At 69.5% G+C, this 22,860-nt stretch carries 27 protein-coding genes; 3 read left to right on the top strand and 24 right to left on the bottom strand.

Annotated features, from left to right (window positions below; translation table 11 throughout):
* Positions 1 to 3: 3 nt before the first annotated feature.
* The 13 genes from E5843_RS04830 to rlmE all read right to left on the bottom strand — a co-directional run bounded on the left by E5843_RS04830 (position 4) and on the right by rlmE (position 13,219).
* The gene (locus tag E5843_RS04830) at positions 4 to 531 is read right to left on the bottom strand and encodes a M48 metallopeptidase family protein (protein WP_136411993.1); all 528 of its coding nucleotides are present in this window, start codon (positions 529 to 531) and stop codon (positions 4 to 6) included.
* A 52-nt stretch (positions 532 to 583) separates the two neighbouring features.
* Positions 584 to 1,876 carry an adenylosuccinate synthase gene (locus E5843_RS04825; protein ID WP_134672946.1) on the bottom strand — a complete coding sequence of 431 codons (1,293 nt, stop codon included), beginning with the start codon at positions 1,874 to 1,876 and terminating at the stop codon, positions 584 to 586.
* 468 nt (positions 1,877 to 2,344) lie between these two features.
* Positions 2,345 to 2,533 (bottom strand): DUF2065 domain-containing protein, encoded by a 189-nt coding sequence (locus E5843_RS04820; RefSeq protein WP_134672945.1) that lies wholly within the window; start codon positions 2,531 to 2,533, stop codon positions 2,345 to 2,347.
* Positions 2,530 to 3,396 (bottom strand): protease modulator HflC, encoded by an 867-nt coding sequence (hflC, locus tag E5843_RS04815; RefSeq protein WP_134672944.1) that lies wholly within the window; start codon positions 3,394 to 3,396, stop codon positions 2,530 to 2,532. Before hflC ends, E5843_RS04820 begins: the two co-directional genes overlap by 4 nt.
* Complete coding sequence (hflK, locus tag E5843_RS04810; RefSeq protein ID WP_134672943.1) at positions 3,393 to 4,544, bottom strand: FtsH protease activity modulator HflK; 1,152 nt, start codon at positions 4,542 to 4,544, stop codon at positions 3,393 to 3,395. Before hflK ends, hflC begins: the two co-directional genes overlap by 4 nt.
* Before the next feature lie 112 nt (positions 4,545 to 4,656).
* Positions 4,657 to 5,976, bottom strand: a complete 1,320-nt coding sequence (hflX, locus tag E5843_RS04805; RefSeq protein WP_141065725.1) for a ribosome rescue GTPase HflX — start codon at positions 5,974 to 5,976, stop codon at positions 4,657 to 4,659.
* Positions 5,977 to 6,147: 171 nt separating this feature from the next.
* On the bottom strand, positions 6,148 to 6,420 hold the full coding sequence (hfq, locus tag E5843_RS04800; protein ID WP_136411992.1) for an RNA chaperone Hfq: 273 nt from the start codon (positions 6,418 to 6,420) through the stop codon (positions 6,148 to 6,150).
* A 125-nt stretch (positions 6,421 to 6,545) separates the two neighbouring features.
* A complete protein-coding gene (gene miaA / locus E5843_RS04795) occupies positions 6,546 to 7,514 on the bottom strand; it encodes a tRNA (adenosine(37)-N6)-dimethylallyltransferase MiaA (protein WP_136411991.1) in 969 nt (322 codons plus the stop codon).
* A gap of 16 nt (positions 7,515 to 7,530) precedes the next feature.
* Entirely contained in the window at positions 7,531 to 9,012 is a 1,482-nt protein-coding gene (gene putP, locus E5843_RS04790) for a sodium/proline symporter PutP (protein WP_141066129.1), read from the bottom strand.
* A gap of 322 nt (positions 9,013 to 9,334) precedes the next feature.
* On the bottom strand, positions 9,335 to 10,237 hold the full coding sequence (gene folP, locus E5843_RS04785; RefSeq protein WP_141065724.1) for a dihydropteroate synthase: 903 nt from the start codon (positions 10,235 to 10,237) through the stop codon (positions 9,335 to 9,337).
* Complete coding sequence (locus E5843_RS04780) at positions 10,237 to 10,440, bottom strand: hypothetical protein (RefSeq protein ID WP_136411990.1); 204 nt, start codon at positions 10,438 to 10,440, stop codon at positions 10,237 to 10,239. Before E5843_RS04780 ends, folP begins: the two co-directional genes overlap by 1 nt.
* Positions 10,441 to 10,543: 103 nt before the next feature.
* A complete protein-coding gene (ftsH, locus tag E5843_RS04775; RefSeq protein WP_136411989.1) occupies positions 10,544 to 12,463 on the bottom strand; it encodes an ATP-dependent zinc metalloprotease FtsH in 1,920 nt (639 codons plus the stop codon).
* Positions 12,464 to 12,586: 123 nt separating this feature from the next.
* Positions 12,587 to 13,219 (bottom strand): 23S rRNA (uridine(2552)-2'-O)-methyltransferase RlmE, encoded by a 633-nt coding sequence (rlmE, locus tag E5843_RS04770; RefSeq protein ID WP_136411988.1) that lies wholly within the window; start codon positions 13,217 to 13,219, stop codon positions 12,587 to 12,589.
* 92 nt (positions 13,220 to 13,311) lie between these two features.
* Between rlmE and yhbY the strand changes: the two genes are divergently transcribed.
* Both yhbY and E5843_RS04760 read left to right on the top strand, forming a co-directional pair.
* Positions 13,312 to 13,617, top strand: coding sequence for a ribosome assembly RNA-binding protein YhbY (gene yhbY / locus E5843_RS04765; protein WP_134672934.1), 306 nt, complete (start codon positions 13,312 to 13,314; stop codon positions 13,615 to 13,617).
* A gap of 46 nt (positions 13,618 to 13,663) precedes the next feature.
* Positions 13,664 to 14,041 carry an Mth938-like domain-containing protein gene (locus tag E5843_RS04760; RefSeq protein WP_136411987.1) on the top strand — a complete coding sequence of 126 codons (378 nt, stop codon included), beginning with the start codon at positions 13,664 to 13,666 and terminating at the stop codon, positions 14,039 to 14,041.
* Positions 14,042 to 14,060: 19 nt separating this feature from the next.
* Here E5843_RS04760 and E5843_RS04755 read toward each other — a convergent pair whose 3' ends face one another.
* From E5843_RS04755 to surE, 3 genes are all read right to left on the bottom strand, one after another.
* Complete coding sequence (locus E5843_RS04755) at positions 14,061 to 14,822, bottom strand: peptidoglycan DD-metalloendopeptidase family protein (RefSeq protein WP_136411986.1); 762 nt, start codon at positions 14,820 to 14,822, stop codon at positions 14,061 to 14,063.
* 87 nt (positions 14,823 to 14,909) lie between these two features.
* Positions 14,910 to 15,590, bottom strand: coding sequence for a protein-L-isoaspartate(D-aspartate) O-methyltransferase (locus E5843_RS04750; protein WP_134674584.1), 681 nt, complete (start codon positions 15,588 to 15,590; stop codon positions 14,910 to 14,912).
* Positions 15,590 to 16,372: a 5'/3'-nucleotidase SurE gene (gene surE, locus E5843_RS04745; protein WP_136411985.1), complete on the bottom strand. Its 783-nt coding sequence runs from the start codon at positions 16,370 to 16,372 to the stop codon at positions 15,590 to 15,592. Before surE ends, E5843_RS04750 begins: the two co-directional genes overlap by 1 nt.
* A 133-nt stretch (positions 16,373 to 16,505) precedes the next feature.
* On the opposite strand from surE, the gene E5843_RS04740 reads away from it, so the two are divergent.
* Positions 16,506 to 17,063, top strand: a complete 558-nt coding sequence (locus E5843_RS04740; RefSeq protein WP_136411984.1) for a Smr/MutS family protein — start codon at positions 16,506 to 16,508, stop codon at positions 17,061 to 17,063.
* 63 nt (positions 17,064 to 17,126) lie between these two features.
* Here E5843_RS04740 and E5843_RS04735 read toward each other — a convergent pair whose 3' ends face one another.
* From E5843_RS04735 to kdsA, 8 genes are all read right to left on the bottom strand, one after another.
* The gene (locus E5843_RS04735; protein ID WP_136411983.1) at positions 17,127 to 17,363 is read right to left on the bottom strand and encodes a hypothetical protein; all 237 of its coding nucleotides are present in this window, start codon (positions 17,361 to 17,363) and stop codon (positions 17,127 to 17,129) included.
* Positions 17,364 to 17,490: 127 nt separating this feature from the next.
* Entirely contained in the window at positions 17,491 to 18,549 is a 1,059-nt protein-coding gene (gene truD / locus E5843_RS04730) for a tRNA pseudouridine(13) synthase TruD (protein WP_244240834.1), read from the bottom strand.
* Positions 18,546 to 19,037: a 2-C-methyl-D-erythritol 2,4-cyclodiphosphate synthase gene (gene ispF, locus E5843_RS04725; RefSeq protein ID WP_134672927.1), complete on the bottom strand. Its 492-nt coding sequence runs from the start codon at positions 19,035 to 19,037 to the stop codon at positions 18,546 to 18,548. Before ispF ends, truD begins: the two co-directional genes overlap by 4 nt.
* 103 nt (positions 19,038 to 19,140) lie before the next feature.
* The gene (gene ispD, locus E5843_RS04720) at positions 19,141 to 19,830 is read right to left on the bottom strand and encodes a 2-C-methyl-D-erythritol 4-phosphate cytidylyltransferase (protein ID WP_134672926.1); all 690 of its coding nucleotides are present in this window, start codon (positions 19,828 to 19,830) and stop codon (positions 19,141 to 19,143) included.
* Positions 19,827 to 20,204 (bottom strand): cell division protein FtsB, encoded by a 378-nt coding sequence (gene ftsB, locus E5843_RS04715; protein ID WP_134672925.1) that lies wholly within the window; start codon positions 20,202 to 20,204, stop codon positions 19,827 to 19,829. The genes ispD and ftsB overlap by 4 nt, the downstream gene beginning before the upstream one ends.
* Positions 20,205 to 20,216: 12 nt before the next feature.
* On the bottom strand, positions 20,217 to 21,500 hold the full coding sequence (eno, locus tag E5843_RS04710) for a phosphopyruvate hydratase (RefSeq protein ID WP_141065723.1): 1,284 nt from the start codon (positions 21,498 to 21,500) through the stop codon (positions 20,217 to 20,219).
* Position 21,501: 1 nt separating this feature from the next.
* Positions 21,502 to 22,026, bottom strand: coding sequence for a hypothetical protein (locus E5843_RS04705; RefSeq protein ID WP_136411982.1), 525 nt, complete (start codon positions 22,024 to 22,026; stop codon positions 21,502 to 21,504).
* The gene (kdsA, locus tag E5843_RS04700) at positions 22,007 to 22,843 is read right to left on the bottom strand and encodes a 3-deoxy-8-phosphooctulonate synthase (protein ID WP_136411981.1); all 837 of its coding nucleotides are present in this window, start codon (positions 22,841 to 22,843) and stop codon (positions 22,007 to 22,009) included. Before kdsA ends, E5843_RS04705 begins: the two co-directional genes overlap by 20 nt.
* Positions 22,844 to 22,860 lie beyond the last annotated feature (17 nt).

Below are 22,860 nucleotides of genomic sequence, written 5' to 3'. Positions count from 1 at the left end.
AGGTCACGACGCCGGCAGATCCCCTGCGCGCGCCGCCCGCGCCTGCAGTTCAAGCTGGGTGAGATACAGCCGCAGGTCGAATTCCAGCTGGTGGTAGTCCGGCTCCATATGCGTGCACAGCTGGTAGAAGGCTTTGTTGTGCTCGGCTTCCTTCATGTGCGCGAGTTCGTGCACGACGATCATCTTCAGGAACTCCGCGGGTGCGTCGCGGAACACGCTGGCGATGCGGATCTCGCGGCTCGCCCTGAGCCGGCCGCCCTGCACGCGCGAGATGGTGGTGTGGGTGCCCAGCGCGTGCTTCAGCACCTGCAGCTTGCCGTCGTAGATCACCTTGCCCAGCGGCGCGGCCTTGCGCATGTGGCGGTCTTTCAACGCCTGCACGTATGCATAGAGCTGGCCGTCGTTGCGCACCGCATGCGGGTCGCGGTACTTCGTGGCCAGCAGCGCACCCAGCCGGTCCTGCGCGATCAGCTCGCGCACCTGCGCCTGCACCTGCGGCGGGTAGCCGCCGAGATATTTCAGCGGCTGCATCGGCAAAAACCCCGCTTGCGCGGGGTTTTCTGCTGCATGGTGAACGCTGCGATCAAGCGAACGGATCCTGCAGCACCATGGTGTGGGCGCGGTCCGGGCCGGTGCTGACGATGGCGATCGGGCAGCCGGCCAGTTCCTCCAGCGCACGCAGGTAGGCGCGAGCGGCGGGCGGCAGCCTGTCCCACTCGGTGATGCCGTGGGTGCTCTCCTCCCAGCCCGGGAATTCCAGGTACACGGGGGTGCACTCGTCCCAGCCTTGGGCATCCAGCGGCGCGTACTCGGTGCGCTTGCCGTGGTACTCGTAAGCGATGCAGATCTTCAGTGTCTTCATGCCGTCGAGCACGTCGAGCTTGGTGATGCACAGGCCGGACATGCCGTTGATGGCGACCGCGCGCTTGAGCGCGACGATGTCCATCCAGCCACAACGGCGCGGGCGGCCGGTCGAAGCACCGTATTCCTGGCCGCGGTCGCGCAGGCCCTGGCCGACGTCGTCGTCGAGCTCGGTCGGGAACGGGCCGCCGCCGACGCGCGTGGCATAGGCCTTGGCGATGCCCAGTACGTAGTCGATCGCATCCGCACCAACGCCAGCACCGGCCAGCGCGCCGCCGACGGTGGTGTTGGAGCTGGTGACGTAGGGATAGGTGCCGTGGTCGATGTCGAGCAGGGCGCCCTGCGCGCCCTCGAACAGCACGCGTTTGCCCTGCTTGCGCAGCTCGTGGAGGATGCCGGCCACGTCGGACTTCATCGGCTCGACGTATTCGCCGAACGCCAGCGCCTCGTCATAGGTCTTCTGGAAGTCGACCGCCTCGACGCCGTGGTACTTGGTGAGCACGAAGTTGTGGTAGTCGAGCGCGGTGCGCAGCAGCTCTTCGAGCTGCTTCGGGTAGTGCAGGTCGGCCACGCGGATGCCTCGACGCGCCACCTTGTCCTCGTAGGCCGGGCCGATGCCACGACCGGTGGTGCCGATGGCCTTGCCGCCCGCGGCTTTCTCGCGGGCCTGATCGAGTGCGATGTGGTACGGCATGATCAGGGGCGTCGCCGGGCTGATTTTCAGCCGCGACCGCACCTCGACGCCGGCGGCCTCGAGCTCGCCGATCTCCTTGATCAGCGCGGCCGGGCTCAGCACCACGCCGTTGCCGATCAGGCACAGCGCGTCGTCGCGCAGGATGCCGGAGGGGATCAGGTGCAGCACGGTCTTCTTGCCGTTGATCACCAGCGTATGGCCGGCGTTGTGGCCGCCCTGGAAGCGGACGACGCCGCCGATGTCCTGGGTGAGCAGGTCGACGATCTTGCCCTTGCCCTCGTCGCCCCACTGCGCGCCGATCACCACCACTGACTGACCCATCTTCGTAACTCCTGCATTGCGTGCGGCCATCGGGGCCGCGGAAGGGCCGTGCCGGGCATTGCGAGGTTGCGCGGCCTGCTCCATCGGGGAGTGACCGCCACGCAAGCGCCAGACACGGAAAAAGCCGGGGGGCTGCGACGCCCCTGCCGGCTTTTGCGCATTATCCGGGTTTGCGGGGCGGGTGCCAGCCCGCCGGGCTCCCGGGTTGGGGTGGGGTCAGCAGGCCGTGCGCCGAAGCCCCCTCATCCGGCGCTTCGCGCCACCTTCTCCCGCAGGCGGGAGAAGGGTCGCGGCCCGGCTGTTCCTGCAGCGCGCGAAGGGCGAAGCCGCCCTCCCCCGGCGCTTCGCGCCGCCTTCTCCCGTAAACGGGAGAAGGGTCGAGACGCTCCGGCGAAACGGTCCTCTACCCTTCTCCCGCCAACGGGAGAAGGTGCCCCGCACGGGCGGATGAGGGCGCTTCTGCCGTGCTCAGCCGCCGCGCACGAAGTACAGCGCGAGCAGGCCCGTTGCCAGGACGATGCCGCCAAGGCCGCGCAGCTGGCGGTCGGGCAGGTGCAGCATCTGCACCATGGTGCGTTTCCAGCCACCCGGCATCGCGAACAGGATCAGCCCTTCCAGCACTGCGACCAGGCACAGTGCCGCCCACAGATCGCTCATCGGTCGCTGCGCATGTACTGCAGGAACGGATCGTCACGCTCCAGCACGATCACCGACTGGCCGTCCTCGAACGACTTGCGGTAGGCCTCGAGGCTGCGCTGGAAGGCGAAGAACGACGGGTCGCGGTTGGCGGCCTCGCCGTACAGGCGCGTCGCCTCCGCATCGCCCTCGCCTCGCAGGGTCTGCGCGTCACGCTCGGCCTCGGCCAGCAGCACGGCCTGGTCGCGGTCGGCCTGGGCGCGGATCAGGCGCGCCTGCTCCTCGCCCTCGGCGCGCAGGCGGCTCGCCACCTGCTTGCGCTCGGCGCGCATGCGGTTGTAGACCTGCTGGATCACGTCGCTGTCGGTGGGCAGGTCGATCTGCTTGAGGCGGATGTCGATGATCTGCATGCCGAGCGTGCGTGCGCCCTGGTTGATCGTCTCCAGCTGCTTGGCGATGACCTCGCCGCGATCGCCGGACACCAGCTGGGTCAGCGTGCGGGCGTTGATCTCGTTGCGCAGCGAATCCTTGATGATCGGCGCCATGCGCTCGGCCGCCAGCCGTTCGTCGCCGCCGGTCGCGCGGTAGAAATCGCCGACGTCGGCGATCGCCACGATGGCGACGAAGTCGACCGCGACGTCCTTGCGCTCGGAAGTCAGGTAGCGCTCGGGCGAGAAGTCCACCGCGTTGAAGCGGCGGTCGAACACGCGCGCGGTCTGGATCAGCGGGATCTTGAAATGCAGGCCCGGCGGGATGTCGGTGCGGCTGACCCGGCCCAGGTGCAGGATCAGGCCGACCTGGCCTTCGCGCACCACGTACACCGAGCCCATCAGGCCCAGCACCAGCACCACCGCCAGCAGCGGAATGAGTGCGCGGAACTTCATCGCGAACCTCCTTCACCACGGACCGGCCGCGGGGTGTTGCGGGACGGGCGCCCCTCGCTGGTCGCCGGCGCCAGGATCTCCGGCGGCAACACGGCGGGGCCGCTGCTGTTTGCGGACGGCGCCGCGTTGCCGGCATTCCCGGCGGTGCCGGTCGCCCCCTGCGCCATCGGCACATAGATCAGCTGGCGGCCATCGCCGCCGACGATGGTGCGGTTCTCGGCCAGCACGCCGGACACGGTCTCCAGCCACAGGCGCTTGCGGGTGACTTCCGGCGCGTTGCGGTAGGCGTCGAGCAGCAGGCTGAAGCGGGTGGCATCACCGGTGGCGCGCGCGATCGAGGCGGTCTTGTAACCCTCGGCCACGGTGCGCGTACGCGACGCTTCGCCTCGGGCCTCGGGCACGATGCGCGCGGCATAGGCGCGGGCCTCGTTGACCAGGCTTTCCTGGATCTGCTGGGCGCTGTTGACCTCGTCGAACGCGGGCTTGACCTCTTCCGGCGGACGCGCGTCCTGCAGGTTGAGTTCGGTCACGACCAGGCCGGTGCGGTAGATGTCGAGCGAATCCTGCAGCTGCTTGGACGCGATGGCCGACAGCGGGCCACGCGCGCCGAGCACGGTGTCGAGGTCGGAGCGGCCGACCTGCTCGCGCACCACGCCCTGGGCGACCTGCTCGAGCATGCGGTCGGCATCGCGGGTACCGAACAGGTACAGCTCCGGATCGCCGACGCGGTACTGCACGTTGAGCGACACGATGACGATGTTCTCGTCGCGGGTCAGTACCGGCACGGTGTTGGTGAAGGTCTTGATCGCGGTGGCGTTGACCTTGTTCACGCGCTCGATCGGCCACGGGAACTTGAAGTTCGGACCCGGCTGCATCACGCGCACCGCGGTGCCGAACCGCAGCACGACGCCGCGCTGCTGTTCGCCGATCAGGGTGAAGCTGCTCAGCAGCAGGAACACCACCAGCGCGATGGCGACCCAGCGCAGCGGGTTGCCGCCACCGCCGCCACCGAACAGGTTGCGCAGCTGGTTGATCAGGCCGTCGAGCCCGCCACCACCGCCGCGGCCACTGCCGCTGGGCTTCCACGGACCGCGGTTGTTGCCGCCGGATCCGCCGCTGTTGTTCTTGCCGGGGATATTCCAGGCCATGCCTGCTCCAATCTGGGGTTCACCCCGCGCGGGCGCAGGGGACGCACATTCTACAAGGTGTGCGGGAGGGGATGCCGGGGGATGCGGAATGCGGGCCGGCGTGCCGCCCGCCTCACCATTCGGCTTCGACGGGCTCCACCAGTCCGCGCAGCGGTTCGCCACCCTCGTCCGCGGCCAGGCGGGCAAGGTCCGCGCGTGCGAGGTCGATGCTGAGCTGCCAGCCATGCTCGTCGTGGCGTTCAGCCTTCACCGCGTCGAGTGCATGCAGGCGCGCGCGCAGGCGGCCGGCCGAGGGCGGCAGTTCGATGTCGGCGACGATGCGACGCAGGTCCAGCCGCACCGCCAGTGCATCGCGCAGCAGCTCGAGGCCGGTGCCGTCGCGGGCGGAGATCCACACCCGCTCGTGGTGCACGGCCTCGTCGGCGGCGGCATTTTCCGGCCGCTCGTGGCGCGGTTCGGCGCCTTCGATGCGGTCGATCTTGTTGAACACCAGCACCTGGGGGATTTCGCCGGCGCCGATCTCCTCGAGCACCTCGTCGACCTGGGCGATGCGCTCCTCGCGCAGCGGGTCGGCGGCGTCGATCACGTGCAGCAGCAGGTCGGCCTCGCGCGCTTCGGAGAGCGTGGAGCGGAACGCCGCGACCAGCTCATGCGGCAGGTCGCGCACGAAGCCGACGGTATCGGCCAGCACCACGTTGCCGCCGGGCAGGCCGATGCGCCGCACGGTCGGGTCCAGCGTGGCGAACAGCTGGTCGGCGGCGTAGGCATCGGCGCCGGTCAGTGCGTTGAACAGCGTGGACTTGCCGGCGTTGGTGTAGCCGACCAGGGCGACGCGTGGCAGTTCGCTGCGCACGCGTGCGCGGCGCATCTGGGTGCGCTGCACTTCCACCTTCCCGAGCCGCTTCTGCAGCTGCTCGACGCGCTTCTGCAGCAGCCGGCGGTCGGTCTCGAGCTGGGTTTCACCCGGGCCACGCAGGCCGATCGAACCACCGCGCTGGCGCTCGAGGTGGGTCCAGCCGCGTACCAGCCGCGTGGCCATGTGCCGCAGCTGGGCGAGTTCCACCTGCAGCTTGCCTTCGTGGCTGCGGGCGCGCTGGGCGAAGATGTCGAGGATCAGGCCGGTGCGGTCGACCACGCGGCGCTCGAGGAACTTCTCGAGGTTGCGTTCCTGGCCGGGCGACAGCGGATGGTTGACCAGCACCAGGTCGGCGCCGGTGGCATCGGCGGCGGCCTTGACCTCGTCGAGCTTGCCGCTGCCGATCAGGGTGGCCGGGTTGGGCTTGTCGATGCGGGCGGTCAGCACATGGGCCACCGCCGCGCCGGCGGACCGGGCGAGTTCGGCGAACTCCTCCAGCGCGCCATCATCGGGCGGACCACCGGCATGCGGCTGGATCAGCAACGCGTGCTCGCCTTTCTTGCTGCGTTCAAACACGCGATGCGTGCTCCGGGAAACGGGGACGAAGCTGCAAGATGCGGGCGGAAAGGGCCGGGTTCAAGAGCGGCGACGCCGCCTGCCGCTCAATCGGCAGGTCGGCGCCAGCGCAGTGCGCGGGTGCCTGCGACGGGAGTGCAGGCGGACGGCCGGACTGGGCCGGTGGCGCCCCTACTCGGCCTCGTCCGCCGCGCCTTCGGCACTGTCGGACTGGACGTGGCCGCCGCCCGGGCCCACGCGCACGTTGCGCGCCGGCACCACGGTGGAAATGGCGTGCTTGTAGACCATCTGGCTGACGGTGTTGCGCAGCAGGACGACGAACTGGTCGAACGACTCGATGGTCCCCTGCAACTTGATGCCGTTGACGAGATAGATCGAGACCGGCACACGTTCGCGCCGGAGTGCATTCAGGAAAGGGTCCTGCAAGGACTGCCCCTTGGACATGGTGTATCCCCAAGTGTTGTTGTTGTGGTTTGTGGTGCGCTGCGCTACCCGTCTCCCCGGAACAGCGGCAGGCGGCCGATGGTACACAAGTCTTCACCTGCCGGACCGCGATCCGCGGTGCGGAATCAGGCATCCCGGCGCTGCAACGCTGCAGCCACCGCATCGTGCAGGGCGTGCGCGTCGCTTGCGGGGTCGAACCAGTGCAGGCCGGGGTCGCCACGCAGCCAGGTGTACTGGCGTTTGGCCAGTTGGCGGGTGGCGGCGATGGCGCGTTCACGGAAAGTCCCCGCATCGCACAAGCCGTCGAGGTGTTCCCAGGCCTGGCGGTAACCCACCGCGCGCAATGCCGGCAGGTCGAGCGGCGCGGGATGGTCGCGCAGTCGCGGCAGCGCACGCAGCCGGTGCACCTCGTCGAGGAAGCCTGCGTCCAGCATCGCGTCGAAGCGGCGCGCAATGCGCGCATGCAGCACGCCGCGGTCGGCGGGCGCCACCACCACGCGCTGCACGCGGCATGGCAGGCCCGGCCCTGCCGGGCGTTCGCGCTGCCATGCGCTGATCGGCCGACCGCTGAGGCGGTGGACCTCCAGCGCACGCTGGATGCGTTGCGGATCGGTCGCATGGATGCGCGCCGCGGCCTCGGGGTCGACGTCGGCAAGACGTGCATGCATGGCCGGCCAGCCAACGTCGGCCGCCTCGGCGGCGAGTTCCGCGCGCACCGCCGGATCCGCCGGCGGCATGTCGGACAGCCCTTCGAGCAGTGCGCGGAAGTACAGCCCGGTACCGCCGGCGAGAATGGGCAACCGCCCGCGGGCAAGGATGTCCCCGATCGCCCTGCGGGCATCGGCGGCGAACTCGGCCGCCGAATAGCCCTGCCACGGGTCACGCAGGTCGAGCATGTGGTGCGGCACGCGCGCCTGCTCGTCGGCATCGGGCTTGGCCGCGCCGATGTCGAGGCCGCGGTAGACCAGCGCGGAATCGACGCTGACGATCTCGCCGCCGTGGCGCTCGGCGAGTTCGAGCGCCAGCGCGGTCTTGCCCGACGCGGTCGGGCCCATGATCGCGAGTGCGGGCGGGAGCGGGTCGTCTGCGGCCATACCGCCCTGCCCGTCCTCAGTGGCCGGTTTCACGCAGCGAGGCGCGCACCTGCTGGTGGCGGGCCTGCACCTCGGCGCCCGGTGCGCGCCCCAGCAGGCTGACCGTGATCACCGCGACGGTGCCGGCGATGAAGCCGGGGATCATCTCGTACAGCGCGGAGTCGTAGCGGTTGACCATGACCTCCTTCCAGAAGATCACCATCAGCGCACCCGCGACCATGCCCGCGACCGCGCCGTTGCGGGTCATGCGCTGCCAGAACAGCGCCAGCAGCAGCACCGGGCCGAACGCGGAGCCGAAGCCCGCCCAGGCATAGGACACCAGCCCCAGCACGCGGCTGTCGGGGTCGCGCGCGATCCAGATCGCCACGATGGACACCAGCAGCACCGCCGAACGGCCCACCCAGACCAGCTCGCGCTGCGAGGCCGCCTTGCGCAGGAAGCCGCGGTAGAAGTCCTCCGACAGCACGCTGGCGCACACCAGGAGCTGGCTCGACAGCGTGCTCATCACCGCGGCCAGGATTGCGGCGAGGATGAGCCCGGCCACCCACGGATTGAACAGCAGCTCGACCAGGGTGATGAACACCCGTTCCGGATTCGCCGTCACCGGGCCGGCCTGGTCCGGATGCGCCTGGAAATAGGCGATGCCGAGGAAGCCCACGATCACCGCGCCGGCCAGGCACAGGATCATCCAGCCCATGCCGATGCGGCGCGCTGCCGGGATCGTCTCGACGCTCTGCGCGGCCATGAAGCGCACCAGGATGTGCGGCTGGCCGAAGTAGCCCAGCGCCCACGCCAGCAGCGACACGATGCCGATGAAGCCAACCTCGCCACCGCGGAACCAGTCGAGCTGCAGCGGATCATGCGCGCGCACGAGGTCGATGCTGGCCTCGAAGCCGCCGGTGTGCATGAACACCAGCACCGGCGCCAGCAGAAGCGCGAACAGCATCAGCATGCCCTGGGCGACATCAGTCCAGCTGACCGCGAGGAAGCCGCCGACCAGCGTGTAGAGCACGGTGACCGACGCCCCCCACCAGATCGCTTCGGCATAGCTCAGGCCGAACACGCTTTCGAACAGGCGCGCGCCGGCCACCACGCCGGACGCGCAGTAGATCGCGAAGAACACCAGGATCACCACCGCGGTGAACACGCGCAGGATGCGGCTGTGGTCTTCGAAGCGGTTGGTGAAGAAATCCGGCAGCGTCAGCGCGTTGCCGGTGCGTTCGGTGTACACGCGCAAGGGCCCGGCGACGAAACGCCAGTTGAGCCACGCGCCGAGGATCAGCCCGATGGCGATCCACGATTCCGACAGGCCGCTGACGAAGATCGCCCCCGGCAGGCCCATCAGCAGCCAGCCGCTCATGTCGGACGCGCCGGCAGACAGCGCGGTGACCCCCGGGCCGAGGCTGCGCCCGCCGAGGATGTAGTCGTCGAAGTTCTTGGTCGAACGCCAGGCGGCGATTCCGATCACGACCATCGCCGCCAGGTAGACCAGGAACATGACGATGGTGGGTGTGTTGGCTCTGAGCACGCGGTTTCCCCCGGATGGCGCAAGACGATGCCGTTGCCTACGGCAAGCGCGCCAGCCTAACGCACCGTCGCGCGGGCGGTCATATGTCGTTCGGCCTGGCCCACCGGCGCGGGCCGCTTATGCACAGCGCCTGTGGACAAGCGTCCGGGACAGCCTGTGGACAACTTCCAACGGGCCTGCAGCAGTGCGGCTCCGGCCCGGTATGGTCAAAACTTGGCCAGTGCCATGGCGAGGGCCGGAACGCGGCAGGACCGCGGTTTGTCAAGCGTTTTTCGCCACAGCCGCGTGCAATTTACAGCTCGTCGGGCCAACGGATCGCCGGCGGCGCACTCGACGTATCACGTGGCATCGGCACCGCGGCGACCGCGTTCCACACCTTCAGCGCATCCACGGTTGCGGCGACGTCGTGGACGCGCAGCAGCATCGCGCCGCGTTGCGCGGCGATCAGGTGGGCGGCGACCGAACCCGCCACGCGGGTATCCGGGACATCGCGCCCGGTGAGCTCGCCGATGCTGCGCTTGCGCGACAGCCCCGCCAGCACCGGCACGCCGAGTTCGAGGAACTTCTCCAGCCGCGCCAGCAGCACGAGGTTGTGCTCGAGCGTCTTGCCGAATCCGAAGCCCGGATCGGCAACGATGCGCCTGCGTTCGATGCCGGCCATCTCGGCGGCGAAGATCCGTTCGGCGAGGAAGCGATGCACCTCGCCGACGACGTCGTCGTACCGCGGCGCCTCCTGCATCGAACGCGGCTCGCCGAGCATGTGCATCAGCACCACGACCGCGCCGCTTTCGGCCGCGGCCCCGAGCGCGCCCTCGCGGCGCAGGCCGTAGACATCGTTGATCATGCCGGCGCCCGCGGCCACCGCGGCGCGCATCACCTCGGGCTTCGAGGTATCGATGCTGATCGGCACCGCGGTCCGCGCGTGCAGGCGCTCGATGACCGGCACCACCCGCCGCACTTCCTCGTCCACCGGTACTTCGCCGGAACCGGGACGGGTGGACTCGCCGCCGATGTCGAGGACGTCCGCGCCCTCCTCCACCAGCTTCAGGCCGTGCGCGACCGCGGCGTCGACGTCGTCGTGGCGGCCGCCATCGGAGAACGAATCCGGGGTGACGTTGACGATGCCCATCACCTGCGGGCGATCGAGCCGCAGCACGCGGCCACGGCAATCGAGCTGCGCGACGGTATCGAACATCAGCGGCGCCGCGCCACGCCCGGGCGTGCCGGCTCGATGCGGCGCATACGGCGGCTGCGCGCGACCACGCCGGCCATGATCCCGCACGGAATGCCGAACACCAGCCCCAGGACCACGTTGCCGGCGAACCACCCCAGCACGGCTCCGAGCAGCAGCCCGAGGACCAGCCACATGGGATCCATGACGGCTTCGTCGTTGCTCATGCGCGTGCTCCAGATGGCAGAAAGGCCAGAGTTCGACTCTGGCCTTTCATGGCGGGTGATGCAACCGTGATGATCACGGTTTCCGCTGCCGTGCAGCCCCTGCTCAGGTCTGTTCGGCGGGCCCGCCGATCGGTGTTGCCGCGCGCGGCTCGCCACCACGCCCGTCACCGTCGTCGTCGCCACGGCCGGACTTGTTCCAGCCCATCGGCGGCGGCGGATCGCGGCCTTCCATGATCGCGTCGATCTGCGGCACGTCGATGGTCTCGTACTCGAGCAGCAGCTTCGACATCGCATGCAGCTTGTCGATGTTGGCGGTCAGGATCTCGGTCGTGCGGCTGTAGGCCTTGTCGAGGATCGAACGCACCACCTCGTCGATCCGGCGCGCGGTGTCGTCGGACACGCTCTTGTGCTGGGTGACCGAGCGGCCGAGGAACACCTCGTCGTCCTCCTCGCCATAGGCGATCGGGCCGAGTTCGTCGGACAGGCCCCACTTGGTGACCATGTTGCGCGCCATCTTGGTCGCGCGCTCGATGTCGTTGGATGCGCCCGTGGTGACCTTGTCCTCGCCGAAGATCAGTTCCTCGGCGACGCGCCCGCCATACAGCGAGCACAGCTGTGACTCGATCGCGACCTTGTTCATCGAGTATTTGTCGCCCTCGGGCAGGTACATGGTCACGCCGAGCGCGCGGCCGCGCGGGATGATCGTGACCTTGTAGACCGGGTCGTGTTCCGGCACCAGGCGGCCGACGATGGCATGGCCGGCCTCGTGGTATGCAGTAAGGGTCTTTTCTTCCTCGCTCATCGCCATCGAGCGGCGCTCGGCACCCATCAGGATCTTATCGCGGGCACGGTCGAAGTGGTCCATGCGGACGTCCTTCGCGTTCTCGCGCGCGGCGAACAGCGCCGCCTCGTTGACGAGGTTGGCGAGGTCGGCGCCGGAGAAGCCCGGCGTACCACGCGCAACGATCAGCGCGTCGACATCGTCGTCGAGCGGCACTTTGCGCATGTGCACCTTGAGGATCTGCTCGCGGCCCTTGACGTCGGGCAGGCCGACCACGACCTGGCGGTCGAAGCGGCCCGGACGCAGCAGCGCCGGATCGAGGACGTCAGGACGGTTGGTCGCGGCGATGACGATCACGCCCTCGCCGCCCTCGAAGCCGTCCATCTCGACCAGCAGCTGGTTGAGGGTCTGCTCGCGCTCGTCATGGCCGCCGCCCAGGCCGGCACCGCGATGGCGGCCGACGGCGTCGATCTCGTCGATGAAGATGATGCACGGCGCCTGCTTCTTGGCCTGCTCGAACATGTCGCGCACGCGGCTGGCGCCGACGCCGACGAACATCTCGACGAAATCCGAACCGGAGATCGAGAAGAACGGCACCTTGGCCTCGCCGGCGATGGCCTTGGCCAGCAGCGTCTTGCCGGTACCCGGCGGGCCAACCATCAGCACGCCGCGCGGGATCTTGCCGCCGAGGCGCTGGAACCGCGACGGATCGCGCAGGAACTCGACCAGCTCCGACACTTCTTCCTTGGCCTCGTCGCAGCCGGCGACGTCGGCGAAGGTGATCTTGGTCTGGTCTTCCGACAGCAGCTTCGCCCGCGACTTGCCGAACGACATCGCGCCCTTGCCGCCGCCCTGCTGCATCTGCCGCATCATGAACAGGAAGAAGCCGATGATCAGCAGCACCGGCAGGAAGTTGATGAGGATATAGAGCAGCGAGGGGCCGCTCGACGGCGGCGCCTGGCGGATCTCGACGCCGTGGTTGATCAGGTCGTTCATCAACCCTTCGTCGCGACGCGGCGCGATCACGGTGCCGCGCGTGCCGTCGGCGCGCTCGAACGAGATCGAACGCTCGTCCTCGGCGATGTCGACCTTGTTGACGCGGTCGCGCCGTACTTCCTCCATGAACTGCGAGTACACCACTTCCTGGGTGCCGACCGTGCGTGGGCTGAAGCTCTGGAACACCACCATCAGTACGACGGCGACGACGACCCAGAGCATCAGATTCTTGACGAGATCGTTCATGGAGTTTTCTGCATTCCGAAATTGAGCGGTGCAAACCGCGTGTCTCACCGACCGATGGTACAACCCCCGGTCACGTCGCCCTGCCCGCATCGCGGAACATCCTGTCCCGCCGCCGCGTCGCGATCACTTCGTCGCGGCGCGCTTGCCCTGGGCCAGTGCATAGACCTCGGGGGAGCGTTGCCGCGATGCCGCGGGCTTGCGGATCACCACCTTGTCGTAGCGGCGGCGCAGGTCGCGGACGTAGTCGTCGAAACCCACGCCCTGGAACAGTTTGATGAGGAAGGCGCCACCGGGGCGGAGGTGGTCGTCGGCGAAGGTCATCGCCAGCTCGGCCAGGTGCATGGCGCGGGGCTGGTCGACGGCGTCCATACCACTCTTGTTGGGGGCCATGTCCGACAACACAAGGTCTACCGGGCGACCATCCAGCATGGCCTCGAGGCCCGATAACACCGCATCCTCCCTGAAATCCCCATGAAGAAACTCCACCCCGGCCAGCGGTGGCATCTCGAGGATGTCGAGGGCGATGACGCGGCCACTGTCGCCAAGCGCATGGCGGACCCACTGCGACCAGCCACCAGGGGCGGCGCCGAGGTCGACCACCGTCATCCCGGGCTTGAGCAGGCGGTCGCGTTCGACCAGCTCCTCGAGCTTGTAGGCCGCGCGCGAGCGCATCCCCTCCGACTGTGCCCGCTTCACGAACGGATCGGAGAAGTGCTCCTTGAGCCAGCGTTGACTGCTTTTGCTGCGCGACGACATGGAAAGACGACGACGCGGGGCGCCGGCGGGATCTGGAGGACGGGGCCGGCATGATACTCTGCCCTCCCTTCAGCCGCCCGTCTCCGCACTGCATGAGTATCACCCTCACTGCCTCCCAGACCCGATTCCTGCGCGGCCAGGCGCACGAGCTGCGTACCGTTCTTCAGGTGGGAGGCAAGGGCGTTACCGATCCATTGCTTGCGGAACTCGATGGCCTGCTCGAACACCACGAACTGCTCAAGGTGAAGGTGGCCGCGGCCGACCGCGACGAGCGCGACGCGCTGGTGGATGCCCTGGTGACCGGCAGTGGCGCGGCGCTGGTGCAGCGCATCGGCAACGTCGCGATCCTGTACCGACCGGGCAAGGACAAGCGCCGCATCGTGCTGCCGCGCCCCTGAGCGCCGGCCGGGCAACGCTCCGGTTCCATAGCAGCGGGCCGATTCCATGCAGCTGACACTCGAAAATCCGGACTTCGACTACTTCCTGCGCGGGGCCAACGGCAGCGCGGCCCTGGTCAACGACCGGCGCCTGGAGCGCAGCTTCATCGTTGCGCCCGATGCACTGGTGGAGGACTGGAACGTGGCGTCCGTGGGTGGGCTGACCGTGGCCGACCTCGAACCCGTGCTGGCGCTGCAACCGGAAGTGGTGCTGCTGGGATCGGGCAGCCACCAGGTGTTTCCGCCCGCCGAGGTGCTGGCCGCCTGCCTGGCGCGCGGGATCGGCATGGAAACGATGGCCAACGACGCGGTGGCGCGTACCTACCAGGTCCTGGCCGGCGAAGGCCGCCGGGTGGTGGCCGCGTTCGTGCTTTCGGCCGCTTGAGGCCGGAGCGGCGGCGGCCTCAGCGCCGCGGCAGGTACGACAGCGGATCCACCGGACGGCCGTTGTGGCGGATCTCGAAGTGCAGCATGTCGCGCGCGGCGCCGCTGCGGCCCATCTCCGCGATCTGCTGGCCACCGCGCACGCGCTCGCCTTCGTTGACCAGACGCGAGCGGTTGTGGCCATAGGCCGACAGCCAGTTGTCGTCATGCTTGACGATGATCAGTTCGCCGTAACCGACCAGACCGGACCCGGAGTACACCACCACGCCGTCGCCGGCGGCGCGCACCGCCTGGCCACTGGCGCCGGCGATGCCGATGCCCTGCCTGGTCGGATCGCCCTCGGTGAAACGGCTGATCAGCTGGCCGTCTGCCGGCCAGCGCCAGGCCACGCTGCTGCGCACCGGTGCGGGCGCGGGCGTGGCCGGCGTTGCGCTCGGCGGACGGGCGGTGCTGCCGCCGCCCTGGGTGCGCGGCGGCGTGGCAGGGCGTGACGCGGTCGCCGCGCCCTGCGGATACAGACGCAACCGCTGGCCCGGATAGATCGTGTACGGCGCGGCGATGCCGTTCCAGGTCGCGAGATCGAGCGGGCTGACGCCGTTGCTGGTCGCGATGCGGTACAGGGTGTCGCCGCGCTGGACGGTCACCGCCTGCCCCGGACGCGCGACCGACGTGCCCGGTCGCGACGACGCACCGTCCTCGCGCACCACCCGGCTGCTGCCGCACGCGCTCAACAAGGCCAGTGCCGCGAGGGCGGCGATGATCCGGAAAGCGTGGCGTGGCATCAGGATGGTGTCCTCACAGCGATGACGGGATGGAACGCGGGCGCGCCGAAGAGTGACGCGGCGCGGATGAACGCAGCGGCGACGCGCTCAGCCGAGTACGCCTGACAGCAGCGGCACGAAGCTCACCGGCGCCAGGTCGGTGCGCTCGATGGTGTCGTCGGCGAGGCGACGCAGCCGCACCAGTGTCTGCCCGCCGCTGCCGCCGACCGGCGCCACCAGCACGCCACCGGGCGCGAGCTGCGCAGTGAGCGCGTCCACCAGCGCGGGTGCGGCGGCGGTGACGATGATGCCGTCGAACGGCCCGTTCTCGGTCCAGCCGATGCGGCCGTCGTCGTGCTTGCTGCGCACGTTGAGGCCGAGCGAGCGGAAGCGCTTGCGCGCGATGCGCAGCAGCTCGCCGATGCGCTCGACGGTATGCACCTCGACCCCGAGCGCAGCCAGGATCGCGGCCTGGTAGCCGGAGCCGGTGCCGATCTCCAGCACCTTCTGCGGCATCGCGGTCTCCAGCAGCACCTCGGTCATCCGCGCGACCACCCACGGCTGCGAGATGGTCTGGCCATGGCCGATCGGCAGTGCGGTGTTCTCGTAGGCGCGGGTGGCCAGCGCCTCGTCGACGAACAGATGGCGCGGCACGGTGCGGATGGCGTTGAGCACACGCTCGTCGACGATGCCATCGTCGCGCAGGCGCTCGATCAGGCGATCCCGCACGCGTTGCGAAGTCATGCCGACCCCGAGTGCCTCGGGCTGCAGGCGCAGGCGTGGGGTCATCATGCCTTGCCGTTCCGCAGTTCTTCGGCCAGCCCGCCGACCCAGCTCGCCACCTGCTCCAGCGCCTGGTAGCGGGTGAGGTCGACGTGGATCGGGGTAATCGCGATGTTGCCGGTACGCACGGCATGGAAGTCGGTGCCGGGGCCGGCGTCGAGCTCGGCGCCGGCGGGGCCGATCCACCACCACATGCGGCCGCGCGGATCCTCCAGCGGCACGCACGGCTCGGCGCGGTGGCGGTTGCCCAGGCGGGTGACCTCGAAACCGGCGATCTCCGACCACGGCAGGTCGGGCACGTTGACGTTGAGGATGGTGTCGGCAGGCAGCGGATCCGCCTTCAGGCGCTCCACGATCTCCACCGCGGCCCGCGCGGCGGTCTCGTAGTGCTGGCCGACGTGGTCGCGTGTCACCAGCGACATCGCCACCGCGGGCAGGCCGAGGAAGCGGCCTTCCATCGCCGCGGCGACGGTGCCGGAGTAGATGACGTCGTCGCCGAGGTTGGCGGTGTTGTTGATGCCGGATACGACGATGTCGGGCTCGATCTCGAGCATGCCGGTGATCGCCACATGCACGCAGTCGGTGGGCGTGCCGTGCACGCGCCAGGTGGTCTCGTCGACCTGGATCACCCGCAGCGGCATGTCCAGCGTCAGCGAATTGCTGGCGCCGGAGCGGTCGCGGTCGGGGGCGACGATCAGGACGTCGTGGCCGGCGCCACGCAGGCCCTCGGCAAGGATGCGGATGCCCGGCGCGTCCACGCCGTCATCGTTGCTCACCAGTACTCGCATGAACCGCTCTGCCGTGCCTCGCGTCGTGTAGATGCGGGCCATGATAGCGGATGTAGCCGGGGGCGCCCGGCGCGTCGCCGCGACACGCACGGCACATGCCGGACGACGACCGTGATTTGGCTAGACTGCGTCGATGTCAACCAAACGCCCGCCGCCCGACGACGACGATGCCGCCCTGTTCCGCGCGGCGATCGGCCCGGTGCGCGAGCACACACCCACGCCTGCTGCGCCCGGGCTGGCGCGACCGCGACCCCGGCCACGCGCGCGCATGGCCGAGCGTGACGAAACCGAGGCGCGTGGCGAGTTTCGCAGGCTGCTCGAGGATGGACCGCTGGAAGCCGGACTGCTCGCCGGCGACAGCGTGGGCTACCGCCGCGACGACGTGCCGCCGCGGGTACTCAAGCGGCTCGCACGCGGGCAGTACGCGGCCCAGGACGAGCTCGACCTGCATTTCGCCAACGTGGTGCAGGCCGAAGCGATGCTGCGCCAGTTCCTCGCCGAGGCGCGCGACCACGGCTACGGCTGCGTGCGGGTGATCCACGGCAAGGGCCGACACGCCGATGGCACGCCGGTCCTGAAAAACCTGGTCGACCGGCTGCTGCGGCATCGCGCCGACGTGCTGGCCTATCATTCGGCACCGCCCGCCCAGGGGGGCACCGGCGCGGTACTGGTGCTGTTGCGACCGCGCTGATCAGCGCACAACAGCGCGCCGCACCGACGATCCGGCGCGACGCGCAACCCCACACACGGATCGTCACTCCACGCGGGCGGCGACGTGCTTCGGCGGCGGGTTGACCCAGTGCACCAACAGGCCACGGCGACGGGCTTCGGCGTTGACGCGGGCGATGTATTCGCCGTCGTCGTGCATCAGGTTGGGCTGCACATCGGGCCGCGCAGACGGCGCGGTCGAACTCGCCATCGGCCCACTGCTTGCGCAGGCGGCGAGTGCAAGGACGAGCAGGACGGGTACGAAACGGCACAGGGTGCGCATGGCGGCTCCTCCGACCCCGCCCCCGCGGGGCCTTACCCCGCTTATACGCCGCTGCCCGTCGCGCTCCAGTGCCATGCCCGCGCAATCCGACGGACGGCGCGCGCGGCTCCCGGGCGGGTTCCGAACCTCAGTCGAGGCTGCCGACGGTGGTCACGAGTTCGCGCAGCACGGTCGTCGCGTAGGCACCCGGTGGCAGGGCGAACCGCAGTTCCAGCACATCGTCGCCGCGCCAGTCCCAGGCCAGGTCCTGCGGGCGCAGCCGTGTCGCGCGGCGCTCCTGCTTCAGGCCTTCGCGTTCGAGCCCTGCACGCAACGCCAGCGCCTCCTCGGCGCCCAGCGCGTCGCATTCGAGGCGTAGCGCGGCACCGGTCGCCCTGGATTCGCCGCGCCCCCACAGCGGTGCGGTAGGATGGATGTCGAACGCCGCCAGCCGCGTCATCAGGGAGTCGTCCAGCGGCTCCGGCCCGAACACGCTGCGGCTGCCGTCGAGCATCCACACCTCGCCTTCCAGCGCACGGTCCCAGCAGTCCTGTTCGACACGCAGTGCGAGGACGCGATTGAACAGCTCCGAGCGCGCCGCGGAGATCAACATCGAGCGCTCCTCGCGACGCATGCGGCGTCCGGACCGGCCGCCTGCACTGGCGAACATCGCCAGCGCCTGCGTCACGTTGGCGCCGCCGCGCCCGAACCGCTGCTCGCCGAAGTAGTTCGGCACCCCGCGTGCAGCGAGTGCGGCCAGCCGCGCCTCCGCGGCATCGCGATCGCCACGCACCTCGCGCAGCACCAGCACGAAGGCATTGCCGGCCAGCGCCCCACGCGGCAACTTGCGCGAATGCCGGTGCGCCTCGAGCACCCGCAGCCCCTGGACCTGGAGCGTGTCGAGCGCCGGCGCCTCGCGACCCGGCAGGTGCAGGGTGAAGCGCTGGCGCGTGATCGCGTGGCGGTCCTTGAGGCCCGCGTAGCCGATCGCGTCGACCTCGATGCCGGCCCAGGCGGCGAGGGCACGCGCGGCGAACGCGGTGTTCATGCCGCGCTTCTCCACCGTCAGCAACAGGTGTTCACCGGCGCCGCTGGCCTCGAACGCATCCACCTCGTCGACGCGGAAGTCCTCGTCCTGCGCGCGGATACGCGCTTCCAGTACCGGCCCGCCGAGCGCATGGGGCAATTGCGCGGCCGCGGTCGTCACTGCGCGACCAGCAGGCAGACCACCTGCGCGGCGATGCCCTCGCCGCGACCGATGAAACCCATCTTCTCGCTGGTGGTGGCCTTGACGCTGATCGCACCGGCGTCGATGCCGAGGTCCACGGCCATCGCCTCGCGCATGTCCTGTGCGTGCGGGCCGATCTTCGGCCGTTCGCAGACCACGGTGATGTCGGCATTGCCCACGCGCCAGCCGCGTTCGGCGATCAGCGCGGCGCAGTGGCGCAGGAACGCGCGGCTGTCGGCATCTTTCCACTGCGGGTCGGATGGCGGGAAGTGCACGCCGATATCGCCCAGTGCCAGCGCGCCGAGCATCGCGTCGCACAGCGCGTGGATGGCGACGTCGCCATCGCTGTGCGCGACCAGCCCGCACTCATGCGGAATGCGCACGCCGCCAACCACGACGTGGTCGCCCTCGCCGAAGGCGTGGACGTCGTATCCCTGGCCGATGCGGATGGGGGGAATGGCTGGCATGTCTGTCGTTCCGTGTGGCGATGAGCGGGCGGCAGCTTGCCATGCGATGGCTGGCCCTGCCGGTTGTTCTTCGTGCCGCGGACTGGTGCGGGAAGACCCGCCTTCAAGCACCGCGCCGCGACAGCACGAACTCGAAGCGTTCCAGGTCGGCGGGCGTCGTGATCTTGAAGTTGTCCTCGCTGCCCTCGACCAGCAGCGGACGCGCGCCCTGGCGCTCCATCGCCATCGCCTCGTCGGTGATCTCGACACCGGCGTCTTCGGCGGCGCTCAGCGCGCGGGTGAGTTGCAGGCGGCGGAACAGTTGCGGGGTCAGCGCGCGCCACAGGCGCTCGCGCGGTTCGGTGCCGTCGATGCCGCCATCGTCACCGGCACGCTTGAGGGTGTCGCGCACCGGCGCGGCGAGGATCGCACCCACCGGATCCTCGCGTCCGCGTTCAAGCAGGGCGGCAAGATCGGCCAGCCCGAGGTTCGGTCGCGCCGCATCGTGGACGAGGACGAAATCATCGGCGCGCACGTCGGCAGGCAGTGCCTGCAGGCCGGCGAGCACCGAGGCCGCGCGCGAGGCGCCGCCCGTGCAGGTGAGCAGCGGCCGGCCGGCGTACTCCGTCCAGCCCGGCCACAGGGTGTCGTCGGCCGCGAGCACGACCACCGCGCCCTGCACCGCCGGGTGCGCGAACAGCGCCTGCAATGCATGCGCGATCAGCAACTCGCCAGCGGCCTCGAGATACTGCTTGGGCCGCCCGGCGCCGAAGCGGGTGCCGCGACCGGCCGCCGGAAGCACCGCCCAGGTCATGGCGCGTCCTGCAACGGCGCTTCGCCGGGCTCGGGATCTTCCGGATCGGCGGGATCGCGCGGCGCCGCGGGCGGGATCGCTGGCGCGGGCGCGTCCACCACCCGGTAGAACACTTCGCCGGGGCGGACCATTCCCAGCTCGCTGCGCGCACGCTCCTCGACCGCGGCTTCGCCGGTTGGGGATTTCAGGTCGGCGACTTCGGCGGCGAGTGCGGCGTTGCGCTCCGCCAGCCCCGAGTTCTGCCGCGCCTGCTGGTCCACGCGCGCCTGCAGCTCGGCCACGTCACGGTTGCCGCCGGTGCCGAACCACAGCCGGTACTGCAGCCATCCCAGCAGGACGACCAGCAGTACCAGCAGGATGCGCAGGACGCGCATGCAGGGCCGCGGTCAGCGCTTGAGCGAGACGAACGCGTCGCGACCGGCGAAGCGGGCCTGTGCCCCCAGCGCCTCCTCGATGCGCAGCAGCTGGTTGTACTTCGCCACGCGGTCGCTGCGGCACAGCGAACCGGTCTTGATCTGCGTGGCGGTGGTGGCCACGGCGATGTCGGCGATCGTGGTGTCCTCGGTCTCGCCCGAACGGTGCGAAACCACGGCCGCATAGTTCGCCGCGTCGGCCATCGCGATGGCTTCGAGCGTTTCGGTCAGCGTGCCGATCTGGTTGACCTTGATCAGGATCGCGTTGGCGGTCTTCGAGTCGATGCCTTCCCTGAAGATGCGCGGGTTGGTCACGAACAGGTCGTCACCGACGAGCTGCACGCGATCACCGACGCGATCGGTGAGCTGCTTCCAGCCGGTCCAGTCGTCCTCGGCCATGCCGTCCTCGATGGTGATGATCGGGTACTGCGCGACCCAGTCGGCGAGGAAGTCGACGAACTGCTCGCCGGTCAGGCGCTTGTTCTCGCCGACCAGGTGGTACTTGCCGTTGTCGTGGAACTCGCTGGAGGCGACGTCGAGGCCGAGCAGCACGTCGTCGCCGGCGCTGTAACCGGCCTTGCCGATCGCCTCGAGGATGGTGTCGAGTGCTTCGACATTGCTGCGGAAGTCCGGGGCGAAGCCGCCCTCGTCACCGACCGCGGTCGACAGGCCCTGGCCCTTCAGCACCGCCTTCAACGCATGGAAGATTTCGGTGCCCGCACGCAGCGACTCGGCAAAGGAGCCGAAGCCGACCGGCAGCACCATGAATTCCTGGAAATCGACGTTGTTGTCGGCATGCGCACCGCCGTTGATGATGTTCATCATCGGCACCGGCAGCACCGGCGTGCGGTCGCCTGCCAGCAGCTTCCACAGCGGGATCCTCTTCGCCGCCGCCACCGCGTGGGCATTGGCCATCGACACGCCCAGCAGTGCGTTGGCGCCAAGCCGCGCCTTGTTCTCGGTGCCGTCGAGGTCGATCAGGCGCTTGTCGAGACCCGACTGGTCGGCTGCGTCGAAGCCCCTGAGCGCATCGGCGATCGTGCCGTTGACGTTGGCGACCGCGCGGCTGACGCCCTTGCCCAGGTAGCGGGTCCTGTCGCCATCGCGCAGCTCCACCGCCTCGCGCGCGCCGGTGGAGGCACCGGAGGGCACGGCGGCGCGGCCGAAGCTGCCGTCCTCCAGGGTCACTTCGGCTTCGAGGGTGGGATTGCCGCGGCTGTCGAGGATCTCGCGGGCATGGACGGATGCGATTTTCATTTCAGCTCAGCGCTTTGTGGTAGTTGGAGAGGAAATCGGAGGTCGGCAGGCAGGCGCCTGCGGTGGCCTGTGCTTCGAAATGGTAGACGTAGGCCAGCGCGCGCGCCCGGTCGATCGGGCGCGCCGGCTCCCAGCCGGAAACGGCCTGGAAGGATCGCATGATCGTCTGCGCATCATCGCCGGCCGCGGCCAGCGCCGCGCGGGCCGGCGCATCGGCCGGCAACAGCAACAACGCCTGTGCACGCATCTCGCCGGCCAGCCCGAGCGCCTGCAGCGCGACGACCGCCTGTGCGGGCGTGCGCCGGTCGCGGCTGCGCTCCACGCATTCGCGCAGCGCGTCGATGGCCACGGCGAAGCGGTTCCATTCGTCGGCGTCGAGCGGCGCGATATCGGCGGGCGTAGGCGCGGCCGCCGCCTCAGGCCCGGCCTGCCGTGCGTGCGCCGGGACCACCATGGCCACCGCGACCAGCGCGGCGATCACCATGGCGTGGCGCCAGCGGCGCGGGTCAGCCCAGGGTCGACTCAAGGAAGCCACCCTGCTTGGCGACGCGATCCAGCGCCTGCATCGTTTCCAGCAGCGCGCGCATGCTGGCCAGCGGCCAGGCGTTGGGCCCGTCGGACAGCGCCCTGGCGGGATCCGGATGGGTTTCCATGAACACACCGGCCACGCCGACCGCGACCGCGGCGCGTGCCAGCACCGGCACGAATTCGCGCTGGCCGCCACTGGACGTGCCCTGTCCGCCCGGCAGCTGCACCGAATGGGTGGCGTCGAACACCACCGGGCAGCCGGTGTCGCGCATCACGCTGAGCGAGCGCATGTCGCTGACCAGGTTGTTGTAGCCGAAGCTCGCGCCGCGCTCGCAGACCATGATCTGCTCGTTACCGGTGGACTTCGCCTTCTCCACCACCGGCTTCATGTCCCACGGCGACAGGAACTGGCCCTTCTTGATGTTGACCGGCTTGCCCGCCGCGCAGACCTTCTTGATGAAGTCGGTCTGCCGCACCAGGAACGCCGGGGTCTGCAGCACGTCGACGACGCTGGCGACCTCGTCCATCGGCGTGTATTCGTGCACGTCGGTGAGCACCGGCACGCCGATCTGCCGCTTGACCTCCGACAACACGCGCAGGCCCTCCTCCATGCCCGGACCACGGAAGCTGGTGCCCGAGGTGCGGTTGGCCTTGTCGAAGCTCGACTTGAAGATGAAGTTGATCCCGAGCGCGCCGGTGATCTCCTTCAGCTGCCCGGCGACATCGAGCTGCAGCTGCTCGCTTTCGATGACGCAGGGGCCGGCGATCAGGAAAAACGGCTGGTCGAGGCCGACTTCGAATCCACAGAGGTTCATGCGGGAGCCTTTTATTG

The organism is Luteimonas yindakuii (genome assembly GCF_004803715.2).
GTDB classification, from domain to species: domain Bacteria; phylum Pseudomonadota; class Gammaproteobacteria; order Xanthomonadales; family Xanthomonadaceae; genus Luteimonas; species Luteimonas yindakuii.
This window is presented reverse-complemented; position numbering and strand designations above follow the sequence as displayed.

Excerpts from the sequence above, each read along its gene's own strand:
- E5843_RS04830 (WP_136411993.1), bottom strand. The coding sequence starts at position 531 with ATGCAGCCGCTGAAATATCTCGGCGGCTACCCGCCGCAGGTGCAGGCG.
- E5843_RS04825 (WP_134672946.1), bottom strand. The coding sequence starts at position 1,876 with ATGGGTCAGTCAGTGGTGGTGATCGGCGCGCAGTGGGGCGACGAGGGC.
- E5843_RS04820 (WP_134672945.1), bottom strand. The coding sequence starts at position 2,533 with ATGAGCGATCTGTGGGCGGCACTGTGCCTGGTCGCAGTGCTGGAAGGG.
- hflC (WP_134672944.1), bottom strand. The coding sequence starts at position 3,396 with ATGAAGTTCCGCGCACTCATTCCGCTGCTGGCGGTGGTGCTGGTGCTG.
- hflK (WP_134672943.1), bottom strand. The coding sequence starts at position 4,544 with ATGGCCTGGAATATCCCCGGCAAGAACAACAGCGGCGGATCCGGCGGC.
- hfq (WP_136411992.1), bottom strand. The coding sequence starts at position 6,420 with ATGTCCAAGGGGCAGTCCTTGCAGGACCCTTTCCTGAATGCACTCCGG.
- miaA (WP_136411991.1), bottom strand. The coding sequence starts at position 7,514 with ATGGCCGCAGACGACCCGCTCCCGCCCGCACTCGCGATCATGGGCCCG.
- putP (WP_141066129.1), bottom strand. The coding sequence starts at position 9,012 with ATGTTCCTGGTCTACCTGGCGGCGATGGTCGTGATCGGAATCGCCGCC.
- folP (WP_141065724.1), bottom strand. The coding sequence starts at position 10,237 with ATGTTCGATACCGTCGCGCAGCTCGATTGCCGTGGCCGCGTGCTGCGG.
- E5843_RS04780 (WP_136411990.1), bottom strand. The coding sequence starts at position 10,440 with ATGAGCAACGACGAAGCCGTCATGGATCCCATGTGGCTGGTCCTCGGG.
- ftsH (WP_136411989.1), bottom strand. The coding sequence starts at position 12,463 with ATGAACGATCTCGTCAAGAATCTGATGCTCTGGGTCGTCGTCGCCGTC.
- rlmE (WP_136411988.1), bottom strand. The coding sequence starts at position 13,219 with ATGTCGTCGCGCAGCAAAAGCAGTCAACGCTGGCTCAAGGAGCACTTC.
- yhbY (WP_134672934.1), top strand. The coding sequence starts at position 13,312 with ATGAGTATCACCCTCACTGCCTCCCAGACCCGATTCCTGCGCGGCCAG.
- E5843_RS04760 (WP_136411987.1), top strand. The coding sequence starts at position 13,664 with ATGCAGCTGACACTCGAAAATCCGGACTTCGACTACTTCCTGCGCGGG.
- E5843_RS04755 (WP_136411986.1), bottom strand. The coding sequence starts at position 14,822 with ATGCCACGCCACGCTTTCCGGATCATCGCCGCCCTCGCGGCACTGGCC.
- E5843_RS04750 (WP_134674584.1), bottom strand. The coding sequence starts at position 15,590 with ATGACCCCACGCCTGCGCCTGCAGCCCGAGGCACTCGGGGTCGGCATG.
- surE (WP_136411985.1), bottom strand. The coding sequence starts at position 16,372 with ATGCGAGTACTGGTGAGCAACGATGACGGCGTGGACGCGCCGGGCATC.
- E5843_RS04740 (WP_136411984.1), top strand. The coding sequence starts at position 16,506 with ATGTCAACCAAACGCCCGCCGCCCGACGACGACGATGCCGCCCTGTTC.
- E5843_RS04735 (WP_136411983.1), bottom strand. The coding sequence starts at position 17,363 with ATGCGCACCCTGTGCCGTTTCGTACCCGTCCTGCTCGTCCTTGCACTC.
- ispF (WP_134672927.1), bottom strand. The coding sequence starts at position 19,037 with ATGCCAGCCATTCCCCCCATCCGCATCGGCCAGGGATACGACGTCCAC.
- ispD (WP_134672926.1), bottom strand. The coding sequence starts at position 19,830 with ATGACCTGGGCGGTGCTTCCGGCGGCCGGTCGCGGCACCCGCTTCGGC.
- ftsB (WP_134672925.1), bottom strand. The coding sequence starts at position 20,204 with ATGCGCGTCCTGCGCATCCTGCTGGTACTGCTGGTCGTCCTGCTGGGA.
- eno (WP_141065723.1), bottom strand. The coding sequence starts at position 21,500 with ATGAAAATCGCATCCGTCCATGCCCGCGAGATCCTCGACAGCCGCGGC.
- kdsA (WP_136411981.1), bottom strand. The coding sequence starts at position 22,843 with ATGAACCTCTGTGGATTCGAAGTCGGCCTCGACCAGCCGTTTTTCCTG.